Annotated in this window: 20 protein-coding genes; 7 read left to right on the top strand and 13 right to left on the bottom strand. The window is 63.3% G+C overall.

Features of this window, described 5'->3' with window-relative positions; all coding sequences use genetic code 11:
• Window positions 1–42 precede the first annotated feature (42 nt).
• Together metF and RQ479_RS01935 are read right to left on the bottom strand one after the other, a co-directional pair.
• Window positions 43–960, bottom strand: a complete 918-nt coding sequence (metF, locus tag RQ479_RS01940; RefSeq protein WP_352516841.1) for a methylenetetrahydrofolate reductase [NAD(P)H] — start codon at window positions 958–960, stop codon at window positions 43–45.
• A complete protein-coding gene (locus tag RQ479_RS01935; RefSeq protein WP_376703930.1) occupies window positions 960–1,982 on the bottom strand; it encodes an ArsR/SmtB family transcription factor in 1,023 nt (340 codons plus the stop codon). Before RQ479_RS01935 ends, metF begins: the two co-directional genes overlap by 1 nt.
• A 142-nt stretch (window positions 1,983–2,124) precedes the next feature.
• Between RQ479_RS01935 and tsaA the strand changes: the two genes are divergently transcribed.
• Window positions 2,125–2,649, top strand: coding sequence for a tRNA (N6-threonylcarbamoyladenosine(37)-N6)-methyltransferase TrmO (gene tsaA / locus RQ479_RS01930; protein WP_376703929.1), 525 nt, complete (start codon window positions 2,125–2,127; stop codon window positions 2,647–2,649).
• Window positions 2,646–2,957 carry a DUF2293 domain-containing protein gene (locus tag RQ479_RS01925; RefSeq protein ID WP_292659440.1) on the top strand — a complete coding sequence of 104 codons (312 nt, stop codon included), beginning with the start codon at window positions 2,646–2,648 and terminating at the stop codon, window positions 2,955–2,957. The genes tsaA and RQ479_RS01925 overlap by 4 nt, the downstream gene beginning before the upstream one ends.
• 181 nt (window positions 2,958–3,138) lie before the next feature.
• On the opposite strand, the gene RQ479_RS01920 is transcribed toward RQ479_RS01925, so the two are convergent.
• A complete protein-coding gene (locus tag RQ479_RS01920; protein WP_376703928.1) occupies window positions 3,139–3,756 on the bottom strand; it encodes an MOSC domain-containing protein in 618 nt (205 codons plus the stop codon).
• Window positions 3,757–3,962: 206 nt separating this feature from the next.
• On the opposite strand from RQ479_RS01920, the gene RQ479_RS01915 reads away from it, so the two are divergent.
• Window positions 3,963–4,529 carry an isoprenylcysteine carboxylmethyltransferase family protein gene (locus tag RQ479_RS01915; protein ID WP_352516844.1) on the top strand — a complete coding sequence of 189 codons (567 nt, stop codon included), beginning with the start codon at window positions 3,963–3,965 and terminating at the stop codon, window positions 4,527–4,529.
• Here the strand turns inward: RQ479_RS01915 and RQ479_RS01910 are convergent, their stop codons facing one another.
• From RQ479_RS01910 to ettA, 6 genes are all read right to left on the bottom strand, one after another.
• Window positions 4,530–5,651, bottom strand: a complete 1,122-nt coding sequence (locus RQ479_RS01910; RefSeq protein WP_352516845.1) for a beta-ketoacyl-ACP synthase III — start codon at window positions 5,649–5,651, stop codon at window positions 4,530–4,532.
• Window positions 5,652–5,771: 120 nt separating this feature from the next.
• A complete protein-coding gene (locus RQ479_RS01905) occupies window positions 5,772–6,110 on the bottom strand; it encodes a hypothetical protein (protein WP_376703927.1) in 339 nt (112 codons plus the stop codon).
• A 112-nt stretch (window positions 6,111–6,222) separates the two neighbouring features.
• The gene (gene tam / locus RQ479_RS01900) at window positions 6,223–7,014 is read right to left on the bottom strand and encodes a trans-aconitate 2-methyltransferase (RefSeq protein ID WP_376703926.1); all 792 of its coding nucleotides are present in this window, start codon (window positions 7,012–7,014) and stop codon (window positions 6,223–6,225) included.
• Complete coding sequence (locus RQ479_RS01895; protein WP_376703925.1) at window positions 7,011–7,103, bottom strand: type II toxin-antitoxin system RelE/ParE family toxin; 93 nt, start codon at window positions 7,101–7,103, stop codon at window positions 7,011–7,013. Before RQ479_RS01895 ends, tam begins: the two co-directional genes overlap by 4 nt.
• Before the next feature lie 175 nt (window positions 7,104–7,278).
• A complete protein-coding gene (locus RQ479_RS01890) occupies window positions 7,279–7,515 on the bottom strand; it encodes a CopG family transcriptional regulator (protein ID WP_376703924.1) in 237 nt (78 codons plus the stop codon).
• A gap of 59 nt (window positions 7,516–7,574) precedes the next feature.
• Window positions 7,575–9,224, bottom strand: a complete 1,650-nt coding sequence (ettA, locus tag RQ479_RS01885; RefSeq protein WP_376703923.1) for an energy-dependent translational throttle protein EttA — start codon at window positions 9,222–9,224, stop codon at window positions 7,575–7,577.
• Between the two features lie 242 nt (window positions 9,225–9,466).
• On the opposite strand from ettA, the gene RQ479_RS01880 reads away from it, so the two are divergent.
• Window positions 9,467–10,762, top strand: coding sequence for a diguanylate cyclase (locus tag RQ479_RS01880; RefSeq protein ID WP_376703922.1), 1,296 nt, complete (start codon window positions 9,467–9,469; stop codon window positions 10,760–10,762).
• A gap of 27 nt (window positions 10,763–10,789) precedes the next feature.
• On the opposite strand, the gene RQ479_RS01875 is transcribed toward RQ479_RS01880, so the two are convergent.
• From RQ479_RS01875 to RQ479_RS01860, 4 genes are all read right to left on the bottom strand, one after another.
• Complete coding sequence (locus RQ479_RS01875) at window positions 10,790–11,404, bottom strand: hypothetical protein (RefSeq protein ID WP_352912738.1); 615 nt, start codon at window positions 11,402–11,404, stop codon at window positions 10,790–10,792.
• A gap of 72 nt (window positions 11,405–11,476) precedes the next feature.
• The gene (locus RQ479_RS01870) at window positions 11,477–12,490 is read right to left on the bottom strand and encodes a ribonuclease (RefSeq protein ID WP_376703921.1); all 1,014 of its coding nucleotides are present in this window, start codon (window positions 12,488–12,490) and stop codon (window positions 11,477–11,479) included.
• Window positions 12,491–12,611: 121 nt separating this feature from the next.
• Window positions 12,612–13,061 carry a MarR family winged helix-turn-helix transcriptional regulator gene (locus RQ479_RS01865; protein WP_376703920.1) on the bottom strand — a complete coding sequence of 150 codons (450 nt, stop codon included), beginning with the start codon at window positions 13,059–13,061 and terminating at the stop codon, window positions 12,612–12,614.
• Complete coding sequence (locus tag RQ479_RS01860; RefSeq protein WP_376703919.1) at window positions 13,058–13,843, bottom strand: alpha/beta fold hydrolase; 786 nt, start codon at window positions 13,841–13,843, stop codon at window positions 13,058–13,060. The genes RQ479_RS01865 and RQ479_RS01860 overlap by 4 nt, the downstream gene beginning before the upstream one ends.
• Before the next feature lie 266 nt (window positions 13,844–14,109).
• Between RQ479_RS01860 and RQ479_RS01855 the strand changes: the two genes are divergently transcribed.
• The 3 genes from RQ479_RS01855 to RQ479_RS01845 are packed head-to-tail and all read left to right on the top strand — an operon-like array spanning window position 14,110 to window position 17,947.
• Window positions 14,110–15,072, top strand: coding sequence for an alpha/beta fold hydrolase (locus RQ479_RS01855; RefSeq protein ID WP_376703918.1), 963 nt, complete (start codon window positions 14,110–14,112; stop codon window positions 15,070–15,072).
• Window positions 15,073–15,125: 53 nt separating this feature from the next.
• Window positions 15,126–16,301, top strand: a complete 1,176-nt coding sequence (locus RQ479_RS01850) for a CaiB/BaiF CoA transferase family protein (RefSeq protein WP_376703917.1) — start codon at window positions 15,126–15,128, stop codon at window positions 16,299–16,301.
• On the top strand, window positions 16,298–17,947 hold the full coding sequence (locus tag RQ479_RS01845; protein WP_376703916.1) for a thiamine pyrophosphate-binding protein: 1,650 nt from the start codon (window positions 16,298–16,300) through the stop codon (window positions 17,945–17,947). The genes RQ479_RS01850 and RQ479_RS01845 overlap by 4 nt, the downstream gene beginning before the upstream one ends.
• Window positions 17,948–17,962 lie beyond the last annotated feature (15 nt).

Genomic DNA, 17,962 nt, shown 5'->3' with positions numbered 1-17,962 from the left:
CATTCCCCCGATCTTTGGCATTTCAAAAAGGAGCTTGCCGCTTTACGCCGCGGCGGATCCCGCCGCCTCGACTTCGTGCGACCTGATGCCGATCATGTGGCAGATGGCAAAGACCAGATCGGCCCGGTTCATCGTGTAGAAGTGGAAATCGCCGACGCCGCGCTCGACAAGGTCCAGCACCTGCTCGGCGGCCACGGCAGACGCCACCAGCGCATGCGTTTGCGGGTCGTTCTGCAGCCCATCGAAGCGCTCGGCCAGCCATGCCGGCACCAAGGCGCCGCAACGCGCCGAGAAGTTGGCGACCTGCGTGAAATTGTGCACCGGCAATATGCCCGGCACGATCGGTATGTAGATGCCGGCCCGCCGTGCCCGCTCGACATAGCGCTCATAGAGATCGTTGTCGAAGAAGAATTGGGTGATCGCCCGCGTCGCCCCATTGTCGGCCTTGCGCTTCAGCATGTCGAAGTCGGTGGCGAAATCCGGGCTTTCCGGATGCTTTTCTGGATAGGCCGAGACCGATATGTCGAAATCGCCCGCGCCCTTCAGCGCATCAACCAGTTCGGCGCCATTGGCATAGCCTTCCGGATGCGGCCGGTAGGCCGCGCCGACGCCCTCGGCCGGATCGCCGCGCAGCGCAACGAAACGCTTGACGCCCATATCGGCGAACTCCCGGATCACCGCATCGACCTCGTGGCGCGCCGCGTCGACGCAGGTCATGTGCGCCGCCGGCGTCAGCGACGTTTCGTTGAGGATGCGCTTGACGGTGCGGGCCGTGCGCTCGCGGGTCGAACCACCGGCGCCATAGGTGACCGAGACGAATTTCGGTCTGAGCGGCTCCAGCCGGGTGACCGTGTCCCATAGCCTTGCTTCCATCTCATCGTTTTTCGGCGGAAAGAACTCGAACGAAACCCTGACCTTGTCGCCGATGTCGGGGCGGCGGGAGAAGCGGAACTGGTTCATCAGGCGGTTTCCCCTATCGGATACGCATTGGCCGGTTGTCTGTCGTTGGAAGGCTCGGCAATCAGCATGCGCCGATCGCGGCCGAGCCAGAGTTTGACGGTGAGCTTGGCCTCGTTGCCGCCGCGCGGCTCGAATTCCTGGCTGTCCTCGAGGTCGAGGCCGGCCTCGGAAAACCAGTCGCCAATTTGCCGGTCGGAAAAGCCGAGGCGCATATGCGCGTGCTCCTCGCGCAAGAACTCCAGCGTGTGCGGCGCGAAATCGACGATCACCAGCCGGCCGGCCGGGCGCAACAGCCGCGCCGCCTCGCGGATGGCGCGGGCGGGATCGTCGAGATAGTGCAGCACCTGATGGATGGTAACGAGGTCGAAGGCGTCGCGTTCGACCGGCGGCGCAAAAATGTCGCCTTGGCGCACCTGCGCATTCGAAACGCCGGCCTTGTCGAGATTGGCGCGCGCCACCGTCAGCATCTCGCGCGACATGTCGATGCCGATACCGCGCCGATAGAGCGGCGAAAATATCTCGAGCAACCGCCCGGTGCCGGTGCCGAGATCGAGCATCGACTGGAACGGCCGCTTGCCGACGAGCTTGATGAGAGCTGCTTCGACCGCGCGGTCCGGCACATGCAGCGAGCGGATATGATCCCAGCTTGCGGCGTTGACCGAGAAATATTCGGCAGCCCGGTCCTGCCGCTTGCGCTTGACCGCAGCCAGCCGTTCGAGATCACGCTCGACCTGCGGATCGGCGCCGCGGATGCCGGAAACCAGCCTGAGCACGAAATCGCGAGAGGAGTCGGAATCCGATAGCCGGAAGAACGCCCACGAGCCTTCCTGGTATCGGCCGATCAGCCCGGCCTCCAGCAGCAATTTCAAATGGCGCGAGACGCGCGGCTGCGACTGGCCGAGGATTTCGGTGAGATCGGACACGGTCAGATCGCCGCGCGACAGCAGCGCCAATATACGCAGCCGGCTGGATTCGGCAGCCGCCTTCAATGTATCTACCATCGTGTCGAGAGCGACATGCATGCGAGCATTCTCTTTGAAAAGATATAAACATATGTTTATGTCGGTTTGGATAGGCTTGCAAGCGCTATGTCGCTTCCGGACAAGAAAATGACGCACGCATGGCGGACCGCGCAAGGCCGCAGGCATGATCGAGGCGAGGCCCATGTTCGAAACGCGCAGCGGCGAAAAGCTTCTGGAAACCGACCCGGCAACGATGCCGCCGGATGACCATGTCGTCTTCATTGGCCGCATCGCTTCACCTTGGGTCACGCGGGAGACCTGCCCCAAGAACATGAAGGCCGCGCGGGAGACGGGACAGCCGGCGGTTCTCACGATCGATCCGCTCTATCGGGACGGCCTGCTTGGGCTGGAACGCGCCAGCCACGTCATCGTCCTGTCCTGGCTGCACCATGCGCCGCGGCAACTGATTATCCAGAAACCCCGCCATGCCACGGAGCCGAAAGGCGTCTTTTCGCTGCGCTCCCCTGCCCGGCCGAATCCTGTCGGACTGCATGTCGCCAAGCTCGTCGCACTCGACATCGACACCGGCCGCGTCGAGCTTGACGCCATCGACGTGCTCGACGGCACGCCGGTCATCGACATCAAGCCCTATTTCGCCTCGACCGATGCCTTCGCCGCGGCGACCATGGCCGGGCGCGACGAATCGTCCAGATCGGGTGAGCGGTGAGCGCCCCGACCGGCCGCCGCCGCGCCATCGCCAAGGCGCTGACAGCGCTTCTGCCGCTGGCGCCTTATGCCGACATGGAAAAGATCCGTGCCGATGCCGGCGCCGTGCACATGAAGAGCTTGCCACCGAGCATTGCCGTGTGGCTGGCGACGATTGCGCATATTCGTCACGCCCACACCGACTACGAGAAGCTGCTCGCCGAAGGCTATGACCGCGATTCCGCGCGGTTCTTCGTCATCGAGCAAACCAACATCGTGCTGACCCGCTGGCGCGCCACCCGACTGCTCGACGATGAGGATGAGGCGTAGAGGATGGGTTCTGCGGCGCCCCCTCTGTCCCGCCGACGTCAGGTCGGCAACAAAAAACCCGCCTCGGTGGGCGGGTCGTCGGTGCGAATCAGCACCATGCCGAAATTAGTAGCATAGCTGCCGGCACAAAGCAAGAACAAAATGCGCCGTGACCGGCAAAGTCGCCTTGCCTGGAAAACAACTAGGCCCGGTAAATCCACTGCTCCGGCACGCGCACCGATATCTCCTCGCCGGCCGCGATCGTTCCGGGCTTCTCGACCCAGGCGACGAGCCCGCGCAAGCGCTTCGCCGCCTTCGGGAACAGCAGCGCGCCAGCCTCGTGGTCGGCCATCCCGGCCTTTTCGGCGACCGATCGCCCGGCAATGCGGCAAGGCCCGTTCTGCGCGTCGATCTTGACGGTCGCGCCGCCTTTGCAGAACAGCAGCGTGCCGGACGGCAGCCTGGAGAGGTGCGGCAGGCCTTCGATCAGGAGATTGGCGCCGATCCATTCCGGCTTGATCTCGGTAATGCCCATCCGTTCGGCAACGATTGCCAGTTCGTCCGCCGCGACGATCGACAATTGCCGTTCGTTGCGCATCTCGGTGCCGCGCGGATACCAGGGTTCCCGCCCGCCGGAGCGCCGCGTCGTGCCGGCATGGAAATCGCCCTCGATGCCGTCGAAACCGAGCTGCAGTGCATCCACCGCTCGTGTTTCAAAACGATCGAATGATGCGAGATAGAGCGCCGCCACCCTGGCGGCGAGTTTTCGCGCCGGCACGATCTCGACCGGATTTTCGGTTGCGGGAAACAGATCCGGCATCGGTTTCATTCCTCGCGACTGGATGCAGTTAGCCGAAGTCGATTTATAGGGTCCAGTCGAAAGCGTTGATGCTCCAATCAAGACGGCTGATGCGGGTCGGCACCACCAGCTTCCTGGTTGATCAGCCCCATGCAAAAGCGTGCCGCATTGCTGCCGCGCTGCATCGGTTGATAATATCGATCAGGTTAAGTCTGCGGAGGTTTATCATGCATCCAGCATCGGCAATCGCGCAGCTCTGGCTGCTCTGGGTTGTCTCATGGGCCGCGGCCGCCTTCTGGGCTGACCGGGTGAAAAAACGCGCCGGCTTCGAGGCGGAACTGCCCTACCGGGCGGTGCTGGTGGTCGGCACGATCCTGCTCTTCATCCCGGCGCACGGTTATGCCGGCCCGGTGAGGTTTTGGACGCCGAACCTTGCCGAAGCGTGGATCTGCGTCGCGCTGATTGCCGCTGGCCTGGCATTCGCCTGGTGGGCGCGGCTGCATCTCGGCCGCCTATGGTCGGGCACGGTCACCGCCAAGGCAGAGCACCGCGTCATCGACACCGGTCCCTACCGGCTGGTCCGCCACCCGATCTACACCGGGCTGCTTCTGGCGATCCTCGCCACCATGGCGGCGAAAGGCACCGTCTGGGGCGTTGCCGGCGCCATCCTTCTCACCGCCGGCATCGTCATGAAGGCAAGGCTGGAGGAGCGTTTTCTGCGCGGCGAACTGGGTAGCGCTTACGACGACTATGCCAGGCGCGTTCCGATGCTGGTTCCGTTCGCGCCAAAATAGTCAGAGCATGCGCAATAGCGCGCCGCCGATCGAGTAGCCGGCGCCGAAGGCGCAGAGCAGGCCGTAGTCGCCGGCTTTCATATCGGCATGGTTCTCCGACAGGGCGATGATGGCACCGGCGGCTGCCGTGTTGCCGAGGCGCTCCAGCACCATCGGCGCGCGGTCATGGTCGACGTCATGGCCGAACGACAGTTTCAGGATCATGGCGTTCATCCGCGCATTCGCCTGATGCAGCCAGAACCGCCGGATCGCTTGCGGCGTCAGCCCGTGTTCGGCCAGGAATTCGACGATGAACTTGTGGCCGGCGACGGTGACTTCCTTGAACACCTTGTTGCCGATCTGCTTGATCAGATTGCCTTCCAGATCGATCATGTACGGATCGTCCTGGGTGGCGCGGGTATAATAACCGAGATTGGTGCGGATGCTGTTCGACATCTGCGTCCAGGCGCGCGTGTCGAGCACCTCGAAGCGTCCCGGCCGCTTCTCGCCCTGGGCGAGCCCCTCGACGATCATCGACACGGACGCGTCGCCGAAGATGAAATGCGTCTGCCGGTCGCGAAAATTGAGATGCCCGGTGATGATCTCCGGCGTCGTCACCAGCACGCGTTTGTGCGCCCCTGCCCGCACCAGATTGACCGCAATGTGCAATGCGGCCGCCGCCGACGAGCAGCCAAGCCCCATGTCGAAGCCGGCGCCTTTCGTGCCCAGCGCCTGCTGCATTTCGATGGCGATCGCCGGATAGGGCCGCTGATGGTGCGAGGCCGAGCAAATCACCAGGTCGATATCCCCAGGTTTCAGCCCGGCATGATCGAGCGCCTTGCTGGCCGAGGCGATGCCGAACTCGGCCTCCAGCGACAGCGCATCGTCGGGCCGCGCCGGGAAGCGCGGCGCCATGCGGGTCGGGTCGAGGATGCCTTCCCGTTCGATGACATGGCGGGTCTGGACGCCCGAGGCATGGACGATGAAGGCACTGTCCGATTTCTGCAGCAGCGGCTCGCCCGACACCTCGCGGCGGACGTTCTCCATGTCCACCCAGCTGTTGAAGCTGGCGACGAGTTCCTCATTGGTGATCGAAGCTTCGGGGATTTCAACGCCGATGCCGCTGATGATGACGCGATGCATTTCCAGTTCGTCCCGTGCGCAGGCGTTGCGGCTTCATGTCGACGCCGAAAAAGCTCGGCGCGACCTCTTTTGCACCTAGCCAGTTTATGCCTGCTTAAATCAAGTCCCTGGAAAGGGTCTTTACCAGGCGCAGAGCTTGGTATTGGTCTGCGGGTTGTTCCAGCAGGCACCGTCATCGTTGCTGCGCACGAATTGCCCGGGCAGCGGCACGTTGCGGCGGCCGAGATTGACATAGCCATAGGCAAAACCCGGCCCGTCGATCTCCAGGACGTAAGTCGGATAGCCCGGCGCCGAGATGCGAAAGCTGCCGGTATCGTCCAGCGGCCGATAGCTGCAGGAGAAATAGCCGTCGTCGCTGGTGAAGCAGCGCGCTCGCTTGGCCTGCGCCGATATCGAGAAGGCAAGCACAGCGGCCGCACAAATGCTGCCGCCGAAAACTATCTTTTTCAGTGTCATCATCCACCCCCCATGGCCCATGAAGGGCCTGTTAACCCTGCCCCAGCGAGATGCGCATGACGGCCAAAGCCGGTCGAGCATCCGCCATGCACTGTTTTTGGGTAGCTAAGAGTTTCTAATTAGAACGCCGCGCCACGATGAAGAGACGGGGAAAGCGCAGCAACACCTTGCCGCTTGCCGTTTTCGGATAGGCTTCGCTGATCCTGGCCGTGTAGCGCGTCAGGAAAAGCTGCCGCTCGTTCTCGTCGAGCGGATCGAGGAACGGCTTCAACCCCGTCGACTTCACCCAGTCGACGATCGCCTCGGCATCGGCCAGCGGATGGTTGTAGATCGTGTGCCAGATATCGAGCCGATCCGAGAATGGCGACAAAAGGTCGTAGTAGAACGCGACCGGCGGCAGCGGCGCGCGAGCAGCGTCGCCGAGCTTTTCGGCAAACGGCACCTCGGCCGCGGTCTCCCGCATCAGCCGGTGCGAAGGCTCGCCCATATTGTCCGGCATCTGCACGGCAAGCGCGCCGCCGGGCGCCAAAAATCCCATCAGCCGCTGGAAGACCGCCGGATGCTCCGGCAGCCACTGAAACACCGCATTGGCAAAGATCACGTCGACCGGTTCGGCCGGCTGCCACTCCGCCGCATCCGCCAGCGCAAAGCTGACGCCGGGCAGGCCGGCCTTCGCCTTCTCGATCATGTCGGGCGAGGTATCGAAGCCGCTGATCTGCGCCTGCGGCCAGCGCTCGACCAGCAATTCGGTCGAATTACCCGGCCCGCAGCCGATGTCGACCACGCGGCGCGGTTCCTGCACCGGCACCTGCGCTAGGAGGTCGCGCGCGGGACGCGTGCGCTCATCCTCGAATTTCAGGTAGAGGGCGGCGGACCAGTCGGGTCTTACTTTCGCGACTGTATTCATCGATAGACCTCGCGACGGTCGCCGACTTGAACCACCCAAATTGCGACGGCGCTATCGTCGATCCTTGTCAGAATTCGGAATGAACCCACACGATATTTCCAGAGGCCCGCAAGGGGGGTCCTGTTAGCGCTTCGCCAAGTTCGCGTGGATTATCGCGCGGGGCGAGCCTGTTTTCCAGGAAGTCTACAATCCGACGCTGATCGGACCTTTGCAATCTGGAGATATCCTTCAGTGCACGCTTCTCGACACGAATTGTCCACACAATCAACCGTCACTGCGGTCGCTTGCATCGTCCAATCCCAGTCGTTCCTTAACTTCGGCCAGAGAAAGCCATTCACCTTTACCATGGTTAAGGCGCTCGAGGGCGATTAGTCCGTCCTCCAAATCCTGAATTTGCTCGACAATGGCCTCAACGACTACGTCGTGTTTTGTCCGGCCAGTTTTCCTTGCCACGATCTCGAGGCGTTTTTCCAGCGCGGTCGGAAGTTCCACATTAAGCATGTTTGTCTCCTTCCGGTAATTCTACGAGCAGCCTGGAATGCTTGCAACCAATCCGTTCCCTACCTCGTCAGCCGCTTATAGGTCATCCTGTGCGGGTTGACCGCATCCGGACCAAGCCGGCGGATCTTGTCCTGCTCGTAATCCTCGAAATTGCCTTCGAACCATTCGACGTGGCTGTCGCCCTCGAAGGCGAGGATGTGCGTCGCCAGACGATCGAGGAACATGCGATCGTGCGAGATGATGACGGCGCAGCCGGCGAAGCTCTCGAGCGCGTCTTCAAGTGCGGCCAGCGTTTCGGTATCGAGATCGTTCGTCGGTTCGTCGAGCAGCAGCACGTTGCCGCCGGTCTTCAGCATCTTGGCCAGATGCACGCGGTTGCGCTGGCCGCCGGATAGGTTACCGACCTTCTGCTGCTGGTCGCCGCCGCGGAAATTGAACGATGCGCAATAGGCGCGGGTGTTGGCTTCGAACTTGCCGAGCTTGACCACTTCGGCGCCGCCCGAGATCTCTTCCCAGACGGTCTTGGTCGGGTCGAGTGCGTCGCGGCTCTGGTCGACATAACCGAGCTTGACCGTCTCACCGACGCGGATGGTGCCGGCGTCCGGCTTTTCCTGGCCGGTGATCATGCGGAACAGCGTCGTCTTGCCGGCGCCGTTCGGGCCGATGACGCCGACGATGCCGCCGGGCGGCAGCTTGAATTCGAGATCGTCGATCAAAAGCGTGTCGCCAAAGCCTTTCGACAGGCCCTCGACCTCGATCACCACATTGCCGAGCCGCTCGCCATGCGGAATGACGATCTGCGTGTCGCTCGGACGCCGCTTGTCGGCTGCATCCAGCAGATCCTGGAACGCCTGGATACGGGCTTTCGACTTGGTCTGCCGGGCTTTCGGGCTCGACTGGATCCACTCGCGCTCGCGGCCGATCGCCCGCTGGCGCGCATCGTCCTCGCGGCCTTCCTGCTTGAGCCGCTTGGCCTTGGCTTCGAGATATTTGGTGTAGTTGCCTTCGTACGGGATACCTCGGCCGCGATCGAGCTCGAGGATCCAGCCGGTAACATTGTCGAGGAAGTAGCGATCGTGGGTGATGATCATCACCGCGCCCGGATAGGCGCGCAGATGCTTTTCCAGCCACGCCGTCGTCTCGGCGTCGAGATGGTTGGTCGGCTCGTCGAGCAGCAGAAGGTCGGGCTGGCGCAGCAGTAGCTGGCAGAGCGCGACGCGACGGCGCTCGCCGCCCGACAGCTTGGTGACATCGGCCTCCTTGGGCGGGCAACCGAGTGCTTCCATCGCCATCTCGACCTGCTGTTCGAGATCCCACAGGTTGAGCCGGTCCATCTCGTCCTGCAGCTTGGCCGACTCGTCCGCCGTCTCGTCGGAATAGTTCATCATCAATTCGTTGTAGCGCTCGATGATCGCGGTCTTGGCGGCGACGCCTTCCATGACGTTTTCGAACACGTTCTTGCTCGCATCGAGCGCCGGCTCCTGCGCCAGGTAACCGACGGTAGCACCCTCGGCCAGCCAGGCCTCGCCGCTCCACTCCTTGTCGATGCCGGCCATGATCTTGAGGATCGTCGACTTGCCGGCGCCGTTGGGACCGAGGATGCCGATCTTGGCATCCGGGTAGAAGGACAGATGAATGTTCTCGAGCACCTTCTTGGTGCCGTAGGCCTTGTTGAGGCCGGCCATGTGATAGATGAACTGGCGTGCCACGCGCGCTTTCCCTGAAAAGTCGACTGATGTCGGATTGAATGGAAGTTGGGCGCTATGTAAGCGATGCGGCCCCGAACGGCAAACAGTTTTGGCCCCAAGCGGATTTGGTCGCACCCGCAAACGCTTAGCCGCTTCATTTCGCGCCGGCGCCCTTGCGAAAGCTCCCATTAACCATTCCGCGTCAAAACGGTGTTGGATGGGAAATCGCTGGCAGCCGCGATTTCGGGGAGAGAGATCGGGCCGTGCTGAACAGTTTCCTGCTTTTTGCCGAAGCGGTTCTCTATTTCGGCATCATGGTCACGCTTTTCCGGTTCAGGGGCCGCATCGGCCTCGGCGTCTTTGTCTGCGCTCTTGGCGTCATGCATTTCCTGGAAACCTACCTCGCCAGCGTCTTCTACGTCGCGCTGCCGTTCGGCATGGTATCGCCGGGTTCGGCCGTGCTGTTTTCCGGCAAGCTGGTCATGCTGCTCCTGCTCTACATCAAGGAGGACGCGGCAACCGTCCGGCAGCCCATCTACGGCCTGCTGCTCGGCAATGCCCTAATGATCGGCCTCGTGCTGATCCTGCGCCTGCACGATATTGCCGCCCTGCCCGGCGGCAAGCTTCCCGACATCGGCTTCATCGACGAGATGGGCTGGCTGATGGTGTGGGGCACGACGCTGCTGTTCATCGACGCCATCCTGATCATCCTGCTCTATGAAAAGCTCGGCAAATATCTGCGCAAGGCGCTTTTCACCCGCATCCTGGTCTGCGTCGCCTGCGTGCTCACCTTCGACCAGGCAGGCTTTTTCACGGCGCTGCATTTCGTCACCGGTGCGCCGGTGGCGGTGTTCTTTGGCGGCTGGTTCGCCAAGATGGCAGCGGCCCTGGTCTACAGCACTATGCTGGTCGCCTATATCAGGTGGTTCGAGGCGCGGCAGGTGCCGGCGCCGCGCGGGCTTTCCGACATTTTCGACACGCTGACCTATCGCGAGCGCTATGAAGCGCTGGTCGAGCATGTCGGTCGCGACGGCCTCACCGGCCTGCTGCACAGGGGGCGCTTCGACAGCGATGGCGAGGCCGCCGTTGCAACCAGCCTGCGAACCGCCAGGCCGCTCAGCCTGCTGATCATCGATGTCGACCACTTCAAATCGATCAACGACCGCTTCGGCCATGCCGAGGGCGACAAGGTGCTGAAAGCCCTGGCGATTTTGCTTGGCGAACTTGTCGGGACCGAAGATCAATTGTTCAGGATCGGCGGCGAGGAATTCGCCATCCTCGGCTGGCGTCCGCAGCCGCTCGCCAGACCGCTGGGCGAAACCGTCAGGCAAGCGGTCAAGACGTCCGCAAGCACCAGCCGGTTCGACATCACCGTCAGCGCCGGCATCTCGACAGTCAGCGAGACGACCCGTTGCCTTGCCGATCTCTTTGCGCTCGCCGACCAGCGTCTCTACAAGGCCAAATCGACCGGACGCGATCGCGTTGTCGGCGAACCGGGCGGCAACGAAGCAGACGGCCGCAACACATGGACTAGGCCGGAGCGCAGCGCCGGCGCGTAACGCTACCCTGGCCTCCGATTGGCTCAATCAGGATCGTTTGCGCCGCTGCCATCCGCCGATCGCAACCGAAATCGCCATCAGCGCGATCGCCAGCCATTTCAACGCGGTAATAATCGGACCGGCATCGATGTCGTAGGCAATGAACAGAAGGATGCCCGGCATCAGCAGGCCGCAGAGCACGAGCGTGATCCGGTTGATCTGCCATGACACTTTTGCGGCAAGCGCCTGGTCGCCGGGCACGGCGACGAGCGCGGCACGTAGCGACTTCGGCGCCACCAGTGCGGTCGAAAGACTCAGCGAAATCGGCAGGCCGATGCCGATGATCAGGAAGGCGCATGCCGCCAGGAGCAGCGAAAACTTGAGCGCACTGGTTTCGGCCGGCACCGGGAACAGCAGCGCCGCCAGCGGCAGGAAGACACCGAAGATCCCGAGCGCAGCAATGGCGATGAAGATCGCCGCGTTGACCAGCGTGAACAATTGGTAGGTGCCGCCGCCGACGGGTTTGGCAAGCGTGGTCATGCGCACCCACTCCACTTCGGTGTAGGAAAAGCCCGGCCACTCCATATGGCCGTCGCGGATCGCCGTCATGCCCTTGGCCCAGAACGCCAGCCGCGCCAGCGCGCCGCTCGTCATGCCACTCATCGCCACCCCCTACGAATGATGCCCAGGGATCATACCATCCCCGGTGCAAAGCGACAGTTGCGTTCGGCCTGTCTACTGGAACCCGACGGCATCGACCGTGCCCTTCGGGCAGCCGGCCTTGGTTGTCGGTGCCGAGGCAAGCAGCAGGGCACCGAGCGAGGCGTTCGAGGCGATCGGGCCGGCCAGGCCGAGCGTCAGCTCGCCGATCAGCCGCCTGCCGCTCGAGGGATCGACCACGCAGGATACGCGGACCCGGTCCCCCGCGCCTTGGCCGAAGGCGCTGTCGAAGGTGCTGCGGATCTGATCGGATGTCAGCTGCTTGCCGATGCTCTTGATGAAGAGATCGCGCACCAGCGAAGCGTTCACCGCGCGCATCAGGTTCAGAGCGTCAGAGAAATACTCCTGCTGGCTCGTGCCGTAGCAGGTGCCGTGCTTGATCCATTCATGCCGTTCGAGGGCGGATGCGGTGCCCGGCATCACCTGGTCGAGTTCCGCTCGCGTTTTCGGGTCAAGGGTGACCGGCGGCAAATCCCGCCAGTGCGCTGGATCGTCGTTCGCCTTGTCGCCTGCGGCGACCTGGCAATAGAAATTTCCGTTCGGCTGCGGCCACAATCCATGCAAGGTGAAGTGGGTCGCATCGAAACCGGCGGCGGTCTGCGCCCGGCATTCGGTCTTGTTGGATTTGGTCTCGCAGAAAGCCGGCTGCCAGCTCAGCGCGAAGACATATTCCGGCTTTCCGGACGCCGATGGCTTGTTCGGCTCGGCAGGCGCCGGCGCAGCCGGCGTCGTCGACGCGCTACCGCCCGAAACATGGCCGCAGCTGATCTTGACCCAGCGCCGCTCCGGATCGGCGCCCGGCACCCGAATGAGATAATGCGTTGGTGCGTCCTTGTTGCCGGCCAGGAGATCGTAGCTCTGGCCAGCCGCGGTCGAGACGTTGCCGGGATTCTTGCCGCTCTTGATCGCCTGCGTTGCCGGACAGGCGGCATCGGCGACGAAAGCGCCGGTCATCTTCACATCGGCCCGCGCCGCGCTTGCGCCAGCAAACGCAAGAAACACCGCCCCCCAGATCGCCCAAATCCGCATTCCGGCACTCCTCATGATTCACGCCGCAAGCTAGAAACTTGCGACATGTCAGAATTACGATTTCTTTCGCCGGCCGTAAAACCAATCGCCAGCGCATTGAGACGGGCTCCCGCGTAGTCGATCAGGATCCGCCCGCTTCCACCCGTTCCGTCAGGGTGCGCAGCAGATCAAGCGAGGCTTTCAGCGCGTCGGCGTCCATACCCTCCGAAACGCGGTTCGCCCAAACATGCTGGCGTGTGCCGATATTCTTGACCGCTGCCCGGCCGGCATCGGTTATCGACAACAGCTTGGCGCGGCGATGCGCCGGGTTGTCGACGTAGGCGGCAAGCCCCTCCGCAGCCAGTATGTCGGCCAGCCGCTGTACGCTCTGACGGGCGAGGCCCATGTCGCGAGCGATGTCGGCCACGGATTTCGGCTCCTTCAAAACCGCACCCAAAACCTGCCAGCGCGCTGCCGTCAGCCCGGTTGGAGCGGCCAGCCGGTCGGCCGCATCCAGAAAACTGCCGTTCATCCTGAACACGGCAAGCACCAGATCGGTGAGCACATTTGCGGCTTCGGTCCTGGTCGTCATTTCTGGCCGGCCTCGATGGTCGCGACGAAATTGTTGACGGCTTCGGCTACCACCTCGGGCTTGTCAAGCATCACCCAATGGCCGCTGCCTGCCACGATCTGGCGCGGAATGTCCGTGCGCAGCCGGTAGAGCGCGGCTGGAGTGTCACTGGCCTCGGTAGCCAATACGAACATGGGCCCGCGATACGCATTGAGCGCCGGCTCCGGGTTCCATTCGGCCAGTGCCTTGCCGACACCTGCCCTCGCCGCCGGATCGACCACTGCCGCATCGGCCAGAACACGCTGGCGAACAGCCGCGTTAGGGCCGGCAATCGACGTGTAGTAGGCGTTCAGGACATCGCGGCCTTGCGGACCGGCCAGATCGCGGACAAAGCCGTCACGAATCGCCTGCGGCAGCGCACGAGGATCGGTCGCCGGGTCGACGAGCAAGACACCGGCGACCCGGTCGGCATGGCTGGCGGCATAAGCGAGCGCCACGCCACCACCGCCGCTGTGCGCGACAATGAGAAAGCGCTTCAGGCCAAACGCGTCGGCCACGGCACCGACATCCATTGCACGGCCGTCGTAGCCATAGTCACCGTCCTGCGCCGGCGCGGAGGCGCCATGGCCGCGAAAATCGAAGGCTACCGCCTCGCGGCCTTCGACGGAGAGCTGCATCACCCGGTCCCAGTGGGAAGCGCGGCTGCAATCTCCATGCAGGAACATGATCGGCAGGCCATTGCCGGCGTTGATCCTATAAGTGGTAAGCTGGCCTTGCGGGCCCGGAACGGTGGACGTCATCATGGTCATCTCCCTGGCTTCCTGACTGAACGCAGCAATCCCTGGCAGCAGGGTGGCCGTCGTGAAGGCGAAGGCCGCCAGCAAGATTGCACGCCGCGAAATGGCCCGGTGGTTTTCATAGTCATACCCCCAATCTGCTGCCGATCATTTGACAGTATGCTGTCATATAATTACATTGACAGCATACTGTCAACTACCGTCGAATGGGTACCCTACGTCCCTTGACGTCGATCGCTGCGTCGCCCAACAGTCGCCGACGGGAGCGAGACATGCCATTTGACGAGCAGAGGATGCTGGCATCGCCGACCGGCGCCGGGCTGAACCTCTATGTGAAAAACGCCGTCGGCGAGCCGCGGGCAGTCATCCAGATCAATCACGGGCTGGCCGAGCACGCCGCGCGCTATGCCCGATTCGCCGATTTCCTCGGCGCGCGCGGCTACCAGGTCTACGCGCACGACCACCGTGGCCACGGCGCCACCAAGGCGCCGGACGCGCCACCTGGCAGGTTCGCCGATGCGGATGGCGGTGCCAAGGTCATCGCCGATGTCGCCGCCGTCCACGATCTGATCGCCAGGGAACGGCCTGGCCTGCCGGTCATCGTCTTCGGCCATTCCTTGGGCGCGTCGGTCGCGCTGAACTTTGTCCTCCGCGACTCGGCGCGCATCCATGCCGCCGCGATCTGGAACGGCAATTTCTCGGCCGGCCTGCTCGGCCAAATCGCGCTGGCCATGCTTGGCTGGGAAAAGTTCCGGCTTGGCTCAGACGTGCCGTCGCGCCTGCTGCCCCGGCTGACATTCCGGGCCTGGGGCAAGGCCGTGCCCAATCGCCGGACGCCATTCGACTGGCTGTCGCGCGATGCCGTTGAAGTCGAGAAATACATCGCCGACCCGCTTTGCGGCTGGGAGGCATCGGTGTCGATGTGGCAGGACATCGTCAAGATGACGCTGCATTGCCGCAGCGACCGCAATTTTTCCGGCGTGCGGCGCGACCTGTTCGTCAATCTGGTCGGAGGCGAGCAGGATCCGGCCTCCGACGGCGGCAAGGCGGTCAGCCATCTTGCCGGCCGGATGCACATGATGGGCTTTTCGAATCTCGTTTCAAAGGTTTACGCCGAAACCCGCCACGAAAGCCTGAACGAGATCAACCGAGACATTATCATGGAGGATTTTGCCGCCTGGGCCGATCGCGTGCTGAGGGGCGCCGTAATGGTTGGCCCATCGCAAGGGCCGTGACAGCGGCGCGCGGGATTGATAGAGGCTGCGCTTTCGACCAACCACGGTGATCCATGACTGAGCCTCCGCTCAAAGGCATCCGCGTCATCGAACTCGCACGCATCCTCGCCGGGCCATGGGCCGGGCAGCTCCTTGCCGACCTCGGCGCCGACGTGATCAAGGTCGAGAGCCCGGACGGCGGCGACGACACCCGCAAATGGGGACCGCCCTTTGTTATCGGCCATGACGGCGAGAACCTGTCGGCCGCTTATTACCATTCCTGCAACCGCGGCAAGCGCTCCATCGCCATCGATTTCTCGACGCCCGAGGGCGCCGAGACGGTGCGCCGGCTGGTCGCGACATCGGACGTGCTGATCGAAAACTTCAAAGTCGGCGGACTGAAGAAATACGGCCTCGACTATGACAGCCTGAAGAAAATCAACCCGCGGCTGATCTATTGCTCGATCACCGGTTTTGGCCAGTCGGGACCGTACGCGCCGCGTGCCGGCTATGATTTCATCATCCAGGGCATGGCCGGCATGATGTCGATCACCGGCGAATCCGGCCGCGAACCGCAAAAGGCGGGCGTCGCTATTTCAGATGTTTTCACCGGGCTTTACTCGGTCATCGCCATCCAGGTTGCGCTTCGCCATGCCGAGAAGACCGGCGAAGGCCAGCATATCGACATGGCGCTCTACGACACCCAGATCTCGACGCTCGGTAACCAGAACCTCAACTATCTCGTCTCCGGGCAATCGCCGGTGCAGATGGGCAATGCGCATATGAACATCGCGCCCTATGAAGTGTTGCCGGTGAAGAATGGCCACATCATCCTGGCGGTCGGCAATGACGGCCAGTTCGCAAGGTTCTGCGCTGCCGTCGGCCTCGACGAGCTGGCGTCGGACCCTGACTTCGCCACCAATCCCGCCCGCGTCGCCAACCGGGCAAGGCTGCGCGAACATATGATCGAAGCGCTGAAAGCCTTCGATCGCGACCCGCTGCTGGCCAGGCTCGAAGCCGCCGGAGTGCCGGCCAGCCCGATCAACAACATCGGCCAGATGTTTGCCGACCCGCAGACCATCGCGCGCGGCATGCGGCTCGACCTCGATGACGGCCATGGCAATCTCTTGCCCTCGGTCCGGGCGCCGATGGTCATGTCCGGCACGCCACTGGTCTATGAGCGCCCGTCGCCGCGTCTCGGCGAACACACCGAAGAAATCCTTGCCGAACTGGAGAGGTCAGGAAAATGAAGACCGGCGGACAACTCATCGTCGATGCGCTCGAAGCCAACGGAACGGACCGTATCTATTGCGTGCCCGGCGAATCCTATCTCGCGGTGCTCGACGCGCTGCATGATTCGCCGATCCGCACCATCGTCTGCCGCCAGGAGGGCGGTGCCGCGATGATGGCCGACTGCCATGGCCGCCTGACCGGCAGGCCCGGCATCTGCTTCGTCACCCGCGGCCCAGGCGCCACCAATGCCTCGGCCGGCATCCACATCGCCATGCAGGATTCGGTCCCCCTGATCCTGTTCATCGGGCAGGTCGCCAGCCACGCGAAGGGGCGCGAGGCCTTCCAGGAGGTCGACTACGTCAGGTTCTTCGGCGATATCGCCAAATGGGTGGTCGAGATCGACGATGCCGCACGCATCCCCGAATTCGTCACACGGGCATTTGCGGTGGCGACGTCCGGCCGGCCCGGCCCGGTCGTCATTTCGCTGCCCGAGGATATGCTGACCAGCCTCGCCGAGGCACCGGAAGCCCGGCATTATACCCCTGTCGAGACGCGGCCTGGCGAAGCCGAGCTCGACGCGCTGGACGAGCTGCTCAACAAGGCAAAGCGGCCCTTCGTCATCCTCGGCGGGACGCGCTGGGATGCGCAGGCCGTTGCACGGATGCGGACGATAGCCGAAGCCTGGTCGCTGCCGGTCGGCTGCTCCTTCCGCCGCCAGATGCTGTTCGACCATCTCCACCCGAACTATGCCGGCGATGTCGGCATCGGCATCAATCCCAAAGTAGCAACCGCCATCAAGCAGGCCGACCTTGTGCTGCTGATCGGCGGCCGCATGGGCGAGATGCCGTCATCCGACTACACGCTGCTGAAGAGCCCCTACCCCGACCAGACGCTGGTCCATGTCCATGCCGACGCCGGCGAGCTCGGCCGCGTCTACCGGCCGGCGCTGGCGATCAATGCCTCGCCTGCCGCCTTCGTCAAAGCCTTTGCCAAACGCAAGCCGGCCGCAACGCCGGTGTGGGCGGTGGAGGCAGCGAAGCTGCACGCCGCCTATCTCGACTGGTCGACGCCTCCGGAGAGCGGGCCCGGCGCCGTGCAGATGGGGCCGATCATGAATTATCTCGAAACGATGCTGCCGGACGACGCCATCCTCACCAACGGCGCCGGCAACTACGCCACCTGGGTGCATCGCTACCATCGCTTCCGGCGTTTCGGCACGCAGGCAGCACCCACATCCGGCTCGATGGGGTACGGCACGCCGGCGGCCGTCGCCGCCAAGCAGCTTTTCCCCGACCGCGACGTGATCGCCTTCGCCGGCGACGGCTGTTTCCTGATGAACGGCCAGGAATTCGCCACCGCCGTGCAATACGGGCTGCCGATCATCGTCATCGTCGTCAACAATGGCATATACGGCACCATCCGCATGCATCAGGAGCGCGAATATCCCGGCCGTGTCGTCGCCACGGATTTGAAGAACCCCGACTTTGCTGCTTTGGCCCGTGCCTATGGCGGCCACGGCGAGACGGTGGAAAAGACCGCCGACTTCGCCGCGGCCTTCGAGCGAGCGCGGGCAAGCGGCAAGCCGTCGATAATCGAGATCAGGCTCGACCCCGAGGCGATTACGCCGACGCGAACAATGACCCAGATACGGGAAAAGTCATGATCCGGTAGAAGGGCG

Source organism: Mesorhizobium sp. ISC25 (genome assembly GCF_042295465.1).
Lineage (GTDB): Bacteria > Pseudomonadota > Alphaproteobacteria > Rhizobiales > Rhizobiaceae > Mesorhizobium.
Note: the sequence above shows the minus strand (reverse complement) of the source record. Positions and strands in the feature narration are given on the sequence as shown.

Excerpts from the sequence above, each read along its gene's own strand:
- metF (WP_352516841.1), bottom strand. The coding sequence starts at position 960 with ATGAACCAGTTCCGCTTCTCCCGCCGCCCCGACATCGGCGACAAGGTC.
- RQ479_RS01935 (WP_376703930.1), bottom strand. The coding sequence starts at position 1,982 with ATGCATGTCGCTCTCGACACGATGGTAGATACATTGAAGGCGGCTGCC.
- tsaA (WP_376703929.1), top strand. The coding sequence starts at position 2,125 with ATGTTCGAAACGCGCAGCGGCGAAAAGCTTCTGGAAACCGACCCGGCA.
- RQ479_RS01920 (WP_376703928.1), bottom strand. The coding sequence starts at position 3,756 with ATGCCGGATCTGTTTCCCGCAACCGAAAATCCGGTCGAGATCGTGCCG.
- RQ479_RS01915 (WP_352516844.1), top strand. The coding sequence starts at position 3,963 with ATGCATCCAGCATCGGCAATCGCGCAGCTCTGGCTGCTCTGGGTTGTC.
- RQ479_RS01910 (WP_352516845.1), bottom strand. The coding sequence starts at position 5,651 with ATGCATCGCGTCATCATCAGCGGCATCGGCGTTGAAATCCCCGAAGCT.
- RQ479_RS01905 (WP_376703927.1), bottom strand. The coding sequence starts at position 6,110 with ATGATGACACTGAAAAAGATAGTTTTCGGCGGCAGCATTTGTGCGGCC.
- tam (WP_376703926.1), bottom strand. The coding sequence starts at position 7,014 with ATGAATACAGTCGCGAAAGTAAGACCCGACTGGTCCGCCGCCCTCTAC.
- RQ479_RS01890 (WP_376703924.1), bottom strand. The coding sequence starts at position 7,515 with ATGCTTAATGTGGAACTTCCGACCGCGCTGGAAAAACGCCTCGAGATC.
- RQ479_RS01875 (WP_352912738.1), bottom strand. The coding sequence starts at position 11,404 with ATGAGTGGCATGACGAGCGGCGCGCTGGCGCGGCTGGCGTTCTGGGCC.
- RQ479_RS01870 (WP_376703921.1), bottom strand. The coding sequence starts at position 12,490 with ATGCGGATTTGGGCGATCTGGGGGGCGGTGTTTCTTGCGTTTGCTGGC.
- RQ479_RS01865 (WP_376703920.1), bottom strand. The coding sequence starts at position 13,061 with ATGACGACCAGGACCGAAGCCGCAAATGTGCTCACCGATCTGGTGCTT.
- RQ479_RS01860 (WP_376703919.1), bottom strand. The coding sequence starts at position 13,843 with ATGATGACGTCCACCGTTCCGGGCCCGCAAGGCCAGCTTACCACTTAT.
- RQ479_RS01855 (WP_376703918.1), top strand. The coding sequence starts at position 14,110 with ATGCCATTTGACGAGCAGAGGATGCTGGCATCGCCGACCGGCGCCGGG.
- RQ479_RS01850 (WP_376703917.1), top strand. The coding sequence starts at position 15,126 with ATGACTGAGCCTCCGCTCAAAGGCATCCGCGTCATCGAACTCGCACGC.
- RQ479_RS01845 (WP_376703916.1), top strand. The coding sequence starts at position 16,298 with ATGAAGACCGGCGGACAACTCATCGTCGATGCGCTCGAAGCCAACGGA.